We start from the raw sequence: 13,030 nt of genomic DNA on the forward strand, positions 1-13,030 counted from the left end.
GTTTTGTCCCAGCCTCTTTTATTAATTACTGCTATTTCGTAAGTTCTTCTGCAATTTCTTCTCTACTCATTTTATTATTCAATTTATGTTTTCCTAGCTGAATTTGTTGGCTGTAATCGTTTTTCTCTAAGTATTGATCAAATTTAGTTGCATCTTTAATAATATTATTTTCAGCTAAAGTCTCGCTGATTTCTGAAGGTAACATCCCAGACTCTATGTTAATTGTAAAAGTTTCTGATTCTGTTTGCGTTTCATCATTTTCTTTTTTGTTACCATTTTTCTCTGCCTTATTTTTCTTTTTAGAATTTGTTTGGTTTTTTTCTTTTTGCTTAGAACTACTGTTTTTGCTGTTATCCTGTTCATCATTTACAGATAGTGTGATATATTCATCTTCTGTAACAACGTGATACCCATCAGTTTTTATGGCTTCAATCATTTCATCGGTTGATAGATTATCTAAGTTTGCCTTTGATGTATCAAATTTATAGAATGCCAGTAATAAAATTGCAGCCGCTGTAAATAATCCTATAGCAAAATAACGAATAGGTTGTTTCATGTATATCCCCTCAATGAATATTAATATGCTTTCATATAGCTAATTGCTTATTTATTTTTGGAATAGTTATCTAGAGAAATATCATCAGAGAGAAGTTCCTCTTCTAAAACTTTGATTTTCTTTTTTAATTGATATGTATCTTGCATTGTTGAAATAGAGATTTGTTCTAATTGACTTTCCATCTCATCAAACCTATCTTTCATAAAAAATGATAAAATAAATAACACAATAGCGACTATTACTAATGTCAAAATTACATAAATCATTATTTAACCTCCATTTTAGTCATTCCTTATTAAGTTATAACATAAAATGAAGGGAAGAACCATTATAAAATAGACATTCATGTAGATTTTTATTGAAAAAAGTAAAACATTAGTTTTTTTACTATATTGTCAAAACGAATGATTTATTCACGTCTTATGGTGGTCTGGTATAACTGTATCTGTATTAAGTAATTCTAATTCCCTAATTTGATCACTATACGTAAATTCCTTTCCAAACTTAATAATACTTAGTATAATACATTCTTAATATCATTATTATTATGCAATGCTTAGTGCCACTGACTTGATAATAAATCAACCAAGATAATGAGAGGGGTACTTGTCGAATGAAGTTAAAATTTATTTGGATATCGTTAATGAGTGCTATGTTGATATTATCCGGTTGTGAGGATAAGGAAATACCAATCGAGACAACATCGGAAGATACAAACAGTGCTCAATCAGAAAGTAACCAAAAGGATATTGATGATCATTTAGAGGAAGAGCGAGATAAAATTAATCAATATATGAACATTAATATGAACGACGCAATCGAACATCACAACAAAGCGATGGAAGCGATCGACAAAGCTCAAAATATGGATATCGAAAAAGAACAGTATGAGGTATTTATTAATGAAGTATTGCCTGAGGCCAAGAAAGCGTTAAGGGATGCAAAATCACTTAAAGCCAATTCAAATCCAAAAGATCTTGATCAATTAGAGGAAAAATTAGTCAAACCATTAAATACGTTTGTAAACTTATTAGAATACAAAGGAGAATTGATGAAAACCAAATCAGAACAGAAGAAAAAAGAATTAGAAAAAGTATATGAAGAACATGTGAAGAAATACATGGAAGAATTAAAATCTTACTATGACAAGCTTGAAGCTATTAAAAAGAAATATAATTTGGACTTTAATTTAGATAATATTAATGTCTTAAAAGAACAAATTAAACGGACCATTGAAATAGCAGAGTATTTGAAAGTTTCTTCTAAACATTTAAAGGAATTGATTGCATTCCAGCAAGAAGCATTGAATGCCTTGCATGCATTAATAAAAAATCAATCTACTTCTGGAAATAAGCTAACAGAAAAATTTACAGAGAGCCTTTTTCCAGAATTAGAAAAAATATTGGATAGAGATCGGACTCAAAATCTTAATCCAGAAAAATTAAGTGAATCTATTGATCAATTAAAAGAGGCCACTGAAAATAATTTAGAAGCATTGGAAATGCGGAAAAAAGGCATCGACAATAATAATACGGAACTGATTGAAAAATCCCGTGAAAAATATAAAGAATATGAAGAAAAAATTGATGAATTTCGTTCTAATCTAGAAGATGCAAAATCAAAAATAGATGACATTAAAAATAGAGCAGAGTAACTCTGGAATTCAGTCCATAATGTCATAAATTACGAAGCAAATACGAAACAATAACCTATTTTTTTAAGATGTATCTTGATTGTTTTCTAAAGATCTGCTATGATAATTAAGTCCGATGTGAAGATATAAAAGCTAAATGGCAAGTTTTCATGATTTGGAGGGATAAACATGCGAGTAAACATTACATTAGCTTGTACTGAAACTGGTGATCGAAATTATATTTCTACAAAAAACAAGCGTACTAATCCTGAGCGTTTAGAGCTTATGAAATATTGTCCACGCCTAAAAAAACATACATTACACCGTGAAACAAAATAATGATATGTTTAAATAAAACTCTTATCCGAGGATAGGAGTTTTATTTTTATTTATTTTCATTCCTACGATATACTTTTAATAAATGATGAGAAAGGTGATTTAGTTGGATAAAGAGCAGTTACGTAAATCAGCAATTATGTCACTAAAAAATATTTCACACCATGACAAAAAACAAATTGAAAATAAATTAGCCGAAAATTTAATGAATTCCACTTTATGGAAACAAGCAGAAACGATTGGAATTACAATGGCACAGGAATTTGAATGGAGTACAAAACCAATAATCAAAGAAGCATGGAATAATGGAAAAACAATTTGTGTCCCCAAATGTAATCCACAAAACAAACAACTTACGTTTTATCAATTACAAGACTTTAATCAATTAGAGATTGTCTATTATAATTTACTGGAGCCCAAACCAGAAGAAACAGAAGAAATAGTCAAATCGAACATTGATTTATTGGTTGTACCTGGCATTGTTTTTGATAAAAGAGGTTTTCGTATCGGGTTTGGCGGCGGCTACTATGATCGCTTTTTAACCGATTTTTCTAATAAAACCGTTTCGATAATAAGTACGATGCAACTTAGAGATCACTTACCGAATGATTCTTTCGATATCCCAGTGAATCATATTATTACGGAAAATGGCATTGTGTTATAGGGGGAGATTCCATGAATATTGAACGTTACTCTAGGCAAAGGTTATTTTCACCTATTGGCGATATAGGTCAGGAGCGTATAGGTAATTGTTCTATACTTGTTGTAGGAGTCGGAGCTCTAGGTACTGTACTTAGTAATCACCTTGTCCGCGCTGGAATTGGCAAGTTACGTATAGTAGACCGCGACTATGTAGAATATAGTAATCTGCAAAGACAAATGTTATTTGATGAAGACGATGTAGAGAAAGCACTGCCTAAAGCTGTGGCAGCTAAACAAAAACTAAAGAAAATAAATAGCGAAGTTCATATCGAAGCATTCGTTGAAAACGTTACAAATAATAATATCAATAAATTTATTGATGGAATTGATATTGTTCTAGATGGAACTGATAATTTTTCTACAAGATTTTTATTAAATGATATATGCTATAAAAGAGTTCTCCCATTTTCCTATGGTGGCGTTGTGGGGTCGCGTGGAATGTCTGCATTTTTTATTCCGAATGAAACACCTTGTCTGCGGTGTCTTACAAAAGAGGAAGCTGAAAGTGGACAAACATGCGATACAGTTGGAGTTATTGCTCCTGCAGTTGATATAGTATCATCAATGCAAGTTACAGAAGTATTTAAATACATAACAGGCAATAAAGCTCATTTAAGAAATACATTACAAACCTATGATATTTGGTACAATCAACAATATGAAATGAAGTTTCCTTCGCCAGACCCTAAATGTCCTACATGTCAACACGCTATATATCCATCATTACAAAGAAAGGCAACAGAAAATGAAACTGTATTATGCGGTCGTAATACGGTGCAAATTCACCAAAAATCGAATATGGATTTAAAAAAATCGGAAAAAAAACTAGCTCGTGTTGCAAAGACACAGCTTACACCTTTTTTATTAAAAGTACAGTTTAACAACGAAATAAATATTGTGATTTTTCCAGATGGTCGTGTACTTATTCAGGGAACAGAAGATACAACGAAAGCTCGAAACTGGTATGACCGTTATATCGGCTCGTGATGCATAAAATATGACCTATTAGAAAACCCTACCTAATAACACCCTTGATTAAAATATAAAGGAGTTTTTAGGTTGAGAATAGTAGTCACTTTTGCAGTTCTGCTAACCATTATATCTGTAATTTATAAATGGCGATATAAGTTAATGAATATGATTTTGGCAATTACATTATTAAGAAAAATAGCAGTTACCATTACGATGAATATGCCTATAATTAAAAATAAACTTCTTCCTAACTTATTTAAGCGCCCAGCACATACTTATTCGGAATAAATAAAAATAGTTAAAACAGCTTCTTTTTCTTATTTGCAGAAAAAGAAGCTTTGTTTTGATATCATATATGTAGAGGGAGGGAGGGGAAATATGGCACTAGACGAAAAACTGATGTACCAACTGGCATACAATTTAGTAGCTAATAATGGTTATCATATCTTATACATAAACGAAAAGCAGGAAGAAATTTGGTTAGAAAAACTGGAACAGAAAACTTCTAAAATATTTCGATTTGTACACCAGGGGTTCGATTGGAAAAATTATTTAAAACAGGATATTGCTATTGTATTTCAGAAAATAAAAGCTGCGAAACATCTATTGCTTGGTAAGCATATTGAAATACACAATGTTTATATATCTCCATATTCTCCTGTAGATGACTGGGAAATGTTAAAAAAACCAATGCAGTTGAATGAAAGAAAATCAGTAAGAATGCAAGTGTATTACTTAGATGAACATCATTTTAATGATGAAAAAGAAAAACTTAAAAAAATCGTTGATATGTCTTCAGTAGAACCAGTTAAAAATAATCCGGATGAAGAAAGCATAAATAAATATAAAACGTATCTCGCCAACACCTATTATAATCAGCTACAAAGCACAGAAAATGTTTTATCTTACGGTAAACCTTTTTTCACTTATTTATTAATATTAATCAACACCATAATGTTTTTTCTCCTTGAACTGAATGGAGGAAGTCAAAATATAGCAACTTTAATTTATTATGGTGCCAATTATAACCCTGCTTTACTTGATGGACAGTGGTGGCGAATATTAACATCTATGTTTTTACATATCGGTTTTGCCCATTTGTTTATGAATATGCTGGCACTTTTTTATTTAGGCACCATTGTCGAAAAAATATATGGATCTTGGCGCTTTATACTCATTTATTTCATGGCTGGTGCAGGGGGTGGCTTAGCAAGTTTCGCATTTACAATTAGTGTATCTGCAGGAGCTTCTGGGGCTTTGTTTGGCTTATTTGGCGCCTTGTTATTTTTTGGGCTTATTTATAAAAAATTATTTTTTCAAACGATGGGAAAGGGATTACTTATTATCATCGGAATTAATTTGATATTTGGGTTTTTGGTGCCGCAAATTGATAATGGCGCACACCTAGGTGGGTTATTAACTGGATTTTTGGCTACAGCTATTATTTATCTTCCAAATAAGAAAAATTTTCTTGTCCAGGTTTCCGCATTGATAATTTATGTTCTAATAATTACGGGATTAGTCATACTCGGTGTAACATAATAATGAGGTAGGCAATAAGCGTATTTTTTAACATGCGAAAGAAGATAAATACATGCGAGAAACCTTTTGGGGAATGCAGGCAAAATTAACTCATATAGTTAAAGAAGATAGATTGATTCACAAAACTTAAGTATAGAGATTAATGAGTAAATATAAAAGGGGGTAATAATCTCCCCCTTATAATCGCTGAATCAATTTTTCCTTTTTTCCGTTGAGTTCAAAGAGAACGACTAAATGTGAACGATCCTTACTTATTAAAATGAGTGGAATATAATTTGAATTTTTGTCCATGCTATTTAAATTAGCGGCTGGAATAATATAATTTTTATATAGTCCCTCCCACAATTGACCAATAATTTTATTGGTCTCTTCCTGATCCATGCCAGAAAGGCTCCTGTCATCGTACAAGTATAGACGGGAAAGGGGGATGGAAGTATAGGATTCTTTATTAATATTAAAATGTGTAATTAATTGATTCCAATGATGTAATAATGTACTTTTCTTCGCTTGATCCAAAGCATCTTTTTTATTATGCTCATGCTTATTTTGGGGGGAACGGAAAGATTTATATTCATTATCAGAAATCGAATCAAAAACATATAATTCATCATGAGTCATTTCTTGAATACTTTTAATATTCTCTTCCGAAGAATGAATCTCACCATGGTGAAAGGAAATAACATCAAAAATACTTTCCTTATTCCTATCAAGCTTTTCGCTTATTTTAATTGTATCGGTATCTTCTATCCATTTACTGCGAACACCTCTAAGCTGTCCATTTTCATATAATAGAGAAACGTCTTGTCTTAAATACAAGGGCTGGCTGCTCTTGGAACCGCTGATCCATTGAAGAACATAACTATCTTTACTATCCTTATTGGAAAAATTTAATTCGGAGTAAGCATTCGTAAATGTATTCTCTTCATCAATAGGAAAGTACGTAATTGTAGGAAGAGAACTGTTTTTATACATAAGTACAAATGTTAAGACAAGTACAGCAGTTACAAAAATAAAGAAAATAAGTTTCCGCAACTAAGACTCATTCCTTTGTGGTTTATGACTTTACTAAAGGTCTATGCGGAATAATCGATATTTATTCGGGATGTTCTAGCATATATTACTCGTTATATTTATAGAGAAAGGTGACTCCAATGCAAACAGTTTACGACGTTCAACAAATTCTTAAAAGATTTGGTATATACATCTATACTGGTGATCGGTTAGGTGATTTGGAATTAATGGAAATGGAAATGAAGGAATTATACCTTGCAGAATTTTTGCCTATTAAACAATACCATATGGCTAAAATTATACTAAGAAGAGAAGCTGCACTTATAAGAGAAGAATCAGAAAATAAAAGTTAGAGACAATAGCAGATATTAAAAAATATGGAAAGAGCTTACATTAGGATGCCAGCTTTTCCATATTTTTATATTATCCGGATATTTCAGAAATAATTGTCATAATCGAAAAGAACCCGAACGCTAGAGCTGTAGCGGCAGAAAATACTAAAGCAAAAATGTTTTTAAACTTTAATTGGCGAACTACAGATATTACAGATACGAGTGCGACCATTAACAAAATAATTCCAAGTACCATACTTATACTTCCTCCTTACGTCATATTCATTTGTAATTGTTTGATATAATACTGACATTTCTATATTATGTAACTAACCAGTTCTTATTTAATTTTATAGCATAATATTCAATTTGTCGAGTTTAATTAGGCTGATTTTGGTTTTTTAAGCAGAATTCTTATATGGAGGTTTTTATGATGCAAATTAAACAAATGTCTTTAGGTCCACTAGGAACAAACTGTTACATATTATATAATCAAAAAGAAGCTGTGATTATTGATCCGGGCGGGAATGCAAACCAAGTGACCTCTTTCCTAAAAGAAGAGGGATTAACTCCCCAAGCAATTTTACTAACACATGCTCATTTTGACCATATTGGTGCAGTAGATGAGCTTCGTTCCTACTTTAATATTGATGTTCATCTTCATGAAAACGAAGCTGATTGGCTCACAGATCCAAATTTAAATGGATCCCACCGATTTGTAGGAGCAGAAATAAGTACAAATCGCCCTGAACATTTCTTAACCCCCGGAATAATGGAATTTGCTTCATTAAAATTTGAAATAAAACATACACCTGGGCATTCCCCGGGAAGTGTTAGCTTTATCTTTCATAACGAGCAAAAGATTTTCAGTGGAGATGTATTGTTTCAGCAAGGGATTGGTCGAACTGACTTAATAGGAGGAAGCTTGGAGCAGCTTGAGAAAAGCATCAAAAATCAACTTTATACGTTAGAGGATTCCTATACTGTATATCCAGGTCATGGACTAGAAACATCAATTGGATCAGAAAAAAGAAATAATCCATTTGTATCTGCTTAGGGATGTTTGCATCTCCCAAAAAAGAAAATAAATGAGTTTGCGAGTAAGTCCATAGAAAAAACCCTGCACATCATTTATGTAAGCAGGGTTTTTCTACTTAGTGTCCGAAACCAGGAACTAATATAAATTCCGAATACCAAGTAAAGCCTATAAAGAATACTGTTAAGTAAGCCCCGAACATATACATATACATACGTTCAGATAATTTCAAATAACTTAATGTTAGGAAAAATACCGTTTGGACTAGAAATAATAATGCCGTTTTATTCATGTCACCGACAAAAAACATTACTGTAAATATACCAGTCCAAAAGGCAAGTACACGAAACATACGATCCATGTTTCATCCTCCTTTAGGTAACCTTATCAAAGCTATTATAAACGAGTATGACATGATTGTAAATAAAACTTACCATACGGTTGCATATTTTTACCTTTATGGGAAAAATTATATTCTTGTGTGAGTTATTTATGGTTATGTTTCCCGTAAATGTACTTATTATACTTTATCATCTTTAAACAGGGTGACATTATACTGGTTTTGGTTTTCAGTATTATTTGTCTTTATAAAAAACTGCGCCTGAATCTCTTGTTTACCTTTTATTATATACGTTATTTCTACAGTACCATCAGGAAACATATATTCTATGGTATCTGTTTTATTTTCAAGACCATCAACATTTTCTTTGAATTTTGTATATCCCATTTGCATAAGTGTTTGGGTTTTTATCTGCTCGGTAAGTTTATAGGTAATTTGCACATCATTTTTATAAATTGTTACACTAGATGTGACTAAAATAAAAACTAAAGTTGTAATAAACATAACATACGGTAAAAAAAATCCATATTGATTAGTTATAAAAGCTGATTGTTTTCTCATAACGTTCTCCTTGCAAGTCTACAATAGTTACCTTAAATCCATAGGGAAGGGATTTAAGATTAAACTCTCTTATATCCCTTAAATAAATCTCATGTCCCTTGCCATCAACTTGACGCCGAATAAGATCTTTATACATTTCAATCGACGCAATAACGAACTCTTCATCCTCCTCCAAAACAAGTTCAACTGTATTATTGCTAACATGGCAACTTGCTGCATGAATAACGTCATTTTGTAAAAAATGAAAGAATTGATGTACAGCTATTTCATTATGGTTAGAAGAATAATTAGCCGAACTAATTATATAGGCTAATAATGGTATCGTGATAAGCAATACAGTAATTGTGAATAGCATGGAGAGAAAAGTAAATCCTCGTTCATTTTTCCAAAAGCCCATATATACATATTTTTTCATTTCTTTCTTTAACATTTTCCCATTCCGCACATCCCTTAATAAGTTTTTCCTTATACGAAAAGTGAAATTTGACAGGAGTTTCACTTATTGTTTTGATAAATGTTGAGGGTAGCGTTTTTTTCTTTTCCCATAAAAAAGGTTGTAGCTCATCATGTAATCGTGATGTGATTATTCGACGATCACTTAATATTTCTCTTTCTTTTAACAGAAGTGACGTGATTGGCACAGTCGTTGATACGATCGTAAAGATAATACTTGAGGCAACTAATACTTCGATCAAAGTAAATCCTTTATTGTTGTTCAATATAGCACCTCGCTTTACCTAATGGGAATATGATGTTGTATTTCGTATTTTTAGTTTTGAAAGAGATTGTACCAGGTTTACTGATGCTGCCATGCTTATTAAAAGTTAATTCTTTATTCGTACGAAAATCAATGATAGAACCAGCAGGAGTCTTTCGCCTAATAACTTCATCAGATACTCTGTTTAAAACTGAATAACCATCTTCTCTAAACTGCAAAACAATAGATCGATCAGGAGCTCCAACGGAGAAATTTTGAACATACATTACATCCGATTCAAATGTCTTTAGAAATTGTTTTTCCTGGTGCTTTTCGATACTTGAAATATGAAGCGGGGCGCTAAGTAGAATCAGTAGAGACCAAACTCCAAGGACAATAAGAATTTCCAATAATGTAAATCCATTTTGTTTATGGGCTTTTAACTTTACCATCCGCATAGCCTAGCTTTTTTTTGTTAGGGCAGGTTGTCTGGTCTTCAGTAATATAATTTGCTGATTTTAAAACATCTAAAGATAGAGGATAGTTTCCGTTATCAAGATAGTAGGCATCCACCTGAGCTTGAACTACTGATACTAAGGCGTCACACCCCTTATCATTAACCTCTTTACTCTTGCCCCCTAAATTTGGGACAATCAAGATAATTAAGACGGATATAATCATTAAAACGATTAACATCTCGATTAGTGTAAACCCTTTATTGTTTTTTAACATATAGACATCTCCTTATATCGAATTAATTAACTGAAACATAGGCCACATTAAAGTGACATATATAAAAATGATAAAGCTTGCTAAAATAATAAAAAATAGTGGTTGTATCAACGTGATCGCTTTAATAATTTTTCGCTGCAATTCCTCCGTTAACATTTCAGCGTAAATAGTTAAATCTTTTTCTAGAGCATCCATATTTGCATTTTTTTGAAATATAGTCGCTATTTGCTTATCTAGAAAGGAAAATTGAGATAGTAAACTAGAAATTGGATATCCCTTCGATAACTCCTCAATCATTAAATTAGAATAATGAGCAATAATTGGAAGTTTTTCTTGTTTTGCTAAATGATGAAGTATCTCCTTAATAGACATTCCTGTTTTTAGAAGCGTACTTATATGAGTAGCAATTAAGAAGGATGTTTGGAGTTTTAGAAATTTACGGTAAATTGGCAACGCATTATAAAATTTAATTTGTTTATCTATTTTAATTTTCCTTTTATTAAATTGCCAAAATAGGGCGCATGCAAAGACCATAAAACAGCATGCCATTACAAATATTCCTAAATAATCAATAATCATCATGGAAAGAATAACTGTTGAAGATGCAGCTGAACTTTCTTGAAAAAGATCAACGAAGGAGGGTAATACTGAGTTTTTTATAAAGTACAATAAGGTAGAAAAAATCAGCAGTAAAATAAGAGGATATCTTATCATTTGCTCGAATTTTTTCATGTATTTTACACGATGTGCATACATTTCAATACACTTATTTATGCTTGTTTGGAGGTCTCCATTGACTCTCACAAAAAATAAATAAGTGGTAATTGTAGGGTGAAATTTACTTTGTTCAAAAGCCTTATCAATCTTATAACCACTTTTTAATGAAGTCATTATTTCGGTTGCTATTTTAGCAAGTTGATTATCCCATTTCATGATTTCTAATGCTTCAATTAATGGATAACCATTCGCTAATAAGCGCGAAAGCATTCGAAGGAAGCGAAGCTGAACTTCATTTGGCAATTTCCTCCTTTTATGAATAGAGATATGTTTCTTTAGAAATAAAACCATAAGCATAAGCCTTTCTTCGTAAATGATGAAATGAATGAAAGTTATCCATTATTTGATGATCAACTCCGTTTAATATATCTTCTAATACATCTTCCTCTAGCAGTTCCAGAATAGCTGTTCGTTTTGTAGTTCCCCTCACTTGAATGGGTAATAACTCCAAAGCAGCAACAGCGATTAGTGATTGCTGTATATCCGACTTTTTAATTCCCATTTCGAGAAGTCTGTGTATAGTGCCTTGTGCATTTTTAGCATGCAACGTACTTAAAACAAGATGTCCAGTTAATGATGCGTTAAAAGCAAATTGTGCTGTTTGCTCATCACGAATTTCTCCTACCATAATAACATCAGGGTCATGTCTTAAAGCTGCTTTCAATCCTGTTTGATAGGTGATACCAGCTTTTTCGTTCACTTGAACTTGTAAAATATTATCCATATCTTTTTCAATCGGGTCTTCTAATGTAATTGTTTGAATCGACTTTTCCTGTAAAACCGTTTGCAATAAAGCATATAACGTAGTCGTTTTACCACTTCCCGTTGGTCCGGTAAATAAAATAATGCCAGCACGATTCGTCATCCATTTTTTCATTTTCTTTAATTGATAAGGAAACATGAAAAGTTGATCAAGTGTGAGGTCTTTTTCTTGAGGTAGAATTCGTATTGCTAAGCTTTCTATATTGTTGTTTACAGGTAAAGTTGACAAGCGAAGAGCAAACTTTTTTTGAGAAGCTGTTTGATGTATGATTGTTCCATTTTGTGGTTTTCTAATTTCACCTATATCCATTCCAGAAGAAAATTTATAATGCGTAAGTAAAAGTTGGTATTGACTAGTAAGGATTGTTTTGTGTAATATTCTTTTTCCGTGAATACGAAAGTAGATGTTTGTTTGATGAGGGAAAGGATAAAAATGAATATCTGATGCACGAGCTTGAAACGCAGATACGAGAAGCTTATTTGATAGTGTTGCTGCGGGATTCAATAAAGTCACCTCCTTTATTTAAATATGCAACAAATTAATTATTCGACCCTTTTTGACAAACTCCTTCTTTTTTTATAAATATTTTTAAAAATGTATAAATATTTTGTTTGCTGTATAATAAAAAGGAGTTTAGTTGTGGTAAGTAGGGGGATTAAAAATGACAACGATCTATTTAATTGGATTTATGGGAAGCGGCAAAAGTAGTATTGGAAAAAAATTAAGTGAAATGATGGACGTTACACAGGCAGATACGGATATATTTGTTGAAGAAAAACATCAAATGAGTATAGCTGATATTTTCAAAAATGATGGGGAGAGTGCCTTCCGTACTTATGAAACAGAAGCATTGAAGCAAATCACAGACAAAATAATTTCCACTGGGGGAGGGATAGTTGAAAAAGATGTAAATAGGAGCTTCATGAGAAAAAATGGATTTATTATTTATTTGCAGACATCCTTTGATACTATCGCTCGCAGGCTGCAAAATGATCAAGAAAGACCATTGTGGCAAAAAAACATGAATGATCAGAAAAAAA

General features: G+C 31.9%; 21 protein-coding genes. 9 read left to right on the top strand and 12 right to left on the bottom strand.

Features of this window, described 5'->3' with window-relative positions:
- Positions 1–31 precede the first annotated feature (31 nt).
- Entirely contained in the window at positions 32–556 is a 525-nt protein-coding gene (locus GZ63_RS18525) for an endolytic transglycosylase MltG (protein WP_038221300.1), read from the bottom strand.
- 47 nt (positions 557–603) lie between these two features.
- A complete protein-coding gene (locus GZ63_RS0115150; protein WP_029271010.1) occupies positions 604–822 on the bottom strand; it encodes a hypothetical protein in 219 nt (72 codons plus the stop codon).
- Positions 823–1,169: 347 nt separating this feature from the next.
- On the opposite strand from GZ63_RS0115150, the gene GZ63_RS0115155 reads away from it, so the two are divergent.
- From GZ63_RS0115155 to GZ63_RS0115180, 6 genes are all read left to right on the top strand, one after another.
- A complete protein-coding gene (locus tag GZ63_RS0115155) occupies positions 1,170–2,210 on the top strand; it encodes a V-type ATP synthase subunit I domain-containing protein (protein ID WP_029271011.1) in 1,041 nt (346 codons plus the stop codon).
- Positions 2,211–2,378: 168 nt separating this feature from the next.
- Complete coding sequence (gene rpmG / locus GZ63_RS0115160; RefSeq protein WP_029271012.1) at positions 2,379–2,528, top strand: 50S ribosomal protein L33; 150 nt, start codon at positions 2,379–2,381, stop codon at positions 2,526–2,528.
- A gap of 103 nt (positions 2,529–2,631) precedes the next feature.
- Positions 2,632–3,189, top strand: coding sequence for a 5-formyltetrahydrofolate cyclo-ligase (locus GZ63_RS0115165; RefSeq protein WP_029271013.1), 558 nt, complete (start codon positions 2,632–2,634; stop codon positions 3,187–3,189).
- A gap of 11 nt (positions 3,190–3,200) precedes the next feature.
- Positions 3,201–4,214, top strand: coding sequence for a ThiF family adenylyltransferase (locus tag GZ63_RS0115170; RefSeq protein ID WP_029271014.1), 1,014 nt, complete (start codon positions 3,201–3,203; stop codon positions 4,212–4,214).
- 72 nt (positions 4,215–4,286) lie between these two features.
- Positions 4,287–4,487, top strand: a complete 201-nt coding sequence (locus GZ63_RS0115175; protein ID WP_029271015.1) for a hypothetical protein — start codon at positions 4,287–4,289, stop codon at positions 4,485–4,487.
- 90 nt (positions 4,488–4,577) lie between these two features.
- On the top strand, positions 4,578–5,741 hold the full coding sequence (locus GZ63_RS0115180) for a rhomboid family intramembrane serine protease (protein WP_051681518.1): 1,164 nt from the start codon (positions 4,578–4,580) through the stop codon (positions 5,739–5,741).
- A 177-nt stretch (positions 5,742–5,918) separates the two neighbouring features.
- Here GZ63_RS0115180 and GZ63_RS0115185 read toward each other — a convergent pair whose 3' ends face one another.
- On the bottom strand, positions 5,919–6,773 hold the full coding sequence (locus GZ63_RS0115185) for a hypothetical protein (RefSeq protein WP_029271017.1): 855 nt from the start codon (positions 6,771–6,773) through the stop codon (positions 5,919–5,921).
- Positions 6,774–6,892: 119 nt separating this feature from the next.
- Here GZ63_RS0115185 and GZ63_RS0115190 point away from each other — a divergent pair, with 119 nt between their 5' ends.
- Positions 6,893–7,105 carry a YqgQ family protein gene (locus GZ63_RS0115190; protein ID WP_029271018.1) on the top strand — a complete coding sequence of 71 codons (213 nt, stop codon included), beginning with the start codon at positions 6,893–6,895 and terminating at the stop codon, positions 7,103–7,105.
- A 70-nt stretch (positions 7,106–7,175) separates the two neighbouring features.
- On the opposite strand, the gene GZ63_RS17620 is transcribed toward GZ63_RS0115190, so the two are convergent.
- Positions 7,176–7,340: a DUF2759 family protein gene (locus tag GZ63_RS17620; protein ID WP_084179324.1), complete on the bottom strand. Its 165-nt coding sequence runs from the start codon at positions 7,338–7,340 to the stop codon at positions 7,176–7,178.
- A gap of 177 nt (positions 7,341–7,517) precedes the next feature.
- Between GZ63_RS17620 and GZ63_RS0115200 the strand changes: the two genes are divergently transcribed.
- Positions 7,518–8,141, top strand: a complete 624-nt coding sequence (locus tag GZ63_RS0115200) for an MBL fold metallo-hydrolase (RefSeq protein WP_029271019.1) — start codon at positions 7,518–7,520, stop codon at positions 8,139–8,141.
- 97 nt (positions 8,142–8,238) lie between these two features.
- Here the strand turns inward: GZ63_RS0115200 and GZ63_RS0115205 are convergent, their stop codons facing one another.
- The 8 genes from GZ63_RS0115205 to comGA all read right to left on the bottom strand — a co-directional run bounded on the left by GZ63_RS0115205 (position 8,239) and on the right by comGA (position 12,494).
- Positions 8,239–8,481, bottom strand: a complete 243-nt coding sequence (locus GZ63_RS0115205) for a DUF2626 domain-containing protein (protein WP_029271020.1) — start codon at positions 8,479–8,481, stop codon at positions 8,239–8,241.
- Positions 8,482–8,640: 159 nt separating this feature from the next.
- Positions 8,641–9,021, bottom strand: coding sequence for a competence type IV pilus minor pilin ComGG (locus GZ63_RS0115210; RefSeq protein ID WP_029271021.1), 381 nt, complete (start codon positions 9,019–9,021; stop codon positions 8,641–8,643).
- A complete protein-coding gene (locus GZ63_RS0115215; RefSeq protein WP_051681519.1) occupies positions 8,993–9,451 on the bottom strand; it encodes a ComGF family competence protein in 459 nt (152 codons plus the stop codon). Before GZ63_RS0115215 ends, GZ63_RS0115210 begins: the two co-directional genes overlap by 29 nt.
- Positions 9,399–9,740 carry a prepilin-type N-terminal cleavage/methylation domain-containing protein gene (locus tag GZ63_RS0115220; RefSeq protein WP_029271023.1) on the bottom strand — a complete coding sequence of 114 codons (342 nt, stop codon included), beginning with the start codon at positions 9,738–9,740 and terminating at the stop codon, positions 9,399–9,401. Before GZ63_RS0115220 ends, GZ63_RS0115215 begins: the two co-directional genes overlap by 53 nt.
- Complete coding sequence (gene comGD / locus GZ63_RS0115225; RefSeq protein ID WP_029271024.1) at positions 9,727–10,170, bottom strand: competence type IV pilus minor pilin ComGD; 444 nt, start codon at positions 10,168–10,170, stop codon at positions 9,727–9,729. Before comGD ends, GZ63_RS0115220 begins: the two co-directional genes overlap by 14 nt.
- Positions 10,148–10,450: a competence type IV pilus major pilin ComGC gene (gene comGC, locus GZ63_RS0115230; RefSeq protein ID WP_029271025.1), complete on the bottom strand. Its 303-nt coding sequence runs from the start codon at positions 10,448–10,450 to the stop codon at positions 10,148–10,150. Before comGC ends, comGD begins: the two co-directional genes overlap by 23 nt.
- 12 nt (positions 10,451–10,462) lie before the next feature.
- On the bottom strand, positions 10,463–11,470 hold the full coding sequence (comGB, locus tag GZ63_RS0115235) for a competence type IV pilus assembly protein ComGB (RefSeq protein WP_226374466.1): 1,008 nt from the start codon (positions 11,468–11,470) through the stop codon (positions 10,463–10,465).
- 10 nt (positions 11,471–11,480) lie between these two features.
- A complete protein-coding gene (gene comGA / locus GZ63_RS0115240; protein WP_029271027.1) occupies positions 11,481–12,494 on the bottom strand; it encodes a competence type IV pilus ATPase ComGA in 1,014 nt (337 codons plus the stop codon).
- 157 nt (positions 12,495–12,651) lie between these two features.
- Here comGA and GZ63_RS0115245 point away from each other — a divergent pair.
- The coding region (locus tag GZ63_RS0115245; protein ID WP_029271028.1) for a shikimate kinase at positions 12,652–13,030 on the top strand (379 nt) is incomplete at its 3' end.

This window comes from Virgibacillus alimentarius (assembly GCF_000709085.1).
Lineage (GTDB): Bacteria > Bacillota > Bacilli > Bacillales > Amphibacillaceae > Virgibacillus_B > Virgibacillus_B alimentarius.

Excerpts from the sequence above, each read along its gene's own strand:
- GZ63_RS17620 (WP_084179324.1), bottom strand. The coding sequence starts at position 7,340 with ATGGTACTTGGAATTATTTTGTTAATGGTCGCACTCGTATCTGTAATA.
- GZ63_RS0115155 (WP_029271011.1), top strand. The coding sequence starts at position 1,170 with ATGAAGTTAAAATTTATTTGGATATCGTTAATGAGTGCTATGTTGATA.
- GZ63_RS18525 (WP_038221300.1), bottom strand. The coding sequence starts at position 556 with ATGAAACAACCTATTCGTTATTTTGCTATAGGATTATTTACAGCGGCT.
- rpmG (WP_029271012.1), top strand. The coding sequence starts at position 2,379 with ATGCGAGTAAACATTACATTAGCTTGTACTGAAACTGGTGATCGAAAT.
- comGD (WP_029271024.1), bottom strand. The coding sequence starts at position 10,170 with ATGGTAAAGTTAAAAGCCCATAAACAAAATGGATTTACATTATTGGAA.
- GZ63_RS0115215 (WP_051681519.1), bottom strand. The coding sequence starts at position 9,451 with ATGTTAAAGAAAGAAATGAAAAAATATGTATATATGGGCTTTTGGAAA.
- GZ63_RS0115190 (WP_029271018.1), top strand. The coding sequence starts at position 6,893 with ATGCAAACAGTTTACGACGTTCAACAAATTCTTAAAAGATTTGGTATA.
- GZ63_RS0115200 (WP_029271019.1), top strand. The coding sequence starts at position 7,518 with ATGCAAATTAAACAAATGTCTTTAGGTCCACTAGGAACAAACTGTTAC.
- GZ63_RS0115180 (WP_051681518.1), top strand. The coding sequence starts at position 4,578 with ATGGCACTAGACGAAAAACTGATGTACCAACTGGCATACAATTTAGTA.
- GZ63_RS0115150 (WP_029271010.1), bottom strand. The coding sequence starts at position 822 with ATGATTTATGTAATTTTGACATTAGTAATAGTCGCTATTGTGTTATTT.
- comGC (WP_029271025.1), bottom strand. The coding sequence starts at position 10,450 with ATGTTAAAAAACAATAAAGGGTTTACACTAATCGAGATGTTAATCGTT.
- GZ63_RS0115170 (WP_029271014.1), top strand. The coding sequence starts at position 3,201 with ATGAATATTGAACGTTACTCTAGGCAAAGGTTATTTTCACCTATTGGC.
- GZ63_RS0115210 (WP_029271021.1), bottom strand. The coding sequence starts at position 9,021 with ATGAGAAAACAATCAGCTTTTATAACTAATCAATATGGATTTTTTTTA.
- GZ63_RS0115205 (WP_029271020.1), bottom strand. The coding sequence starts at position 8,481 with ATGGATCGTATGTTTCGTGTACTTGCCTTTTGGACTGGTATATTTACA.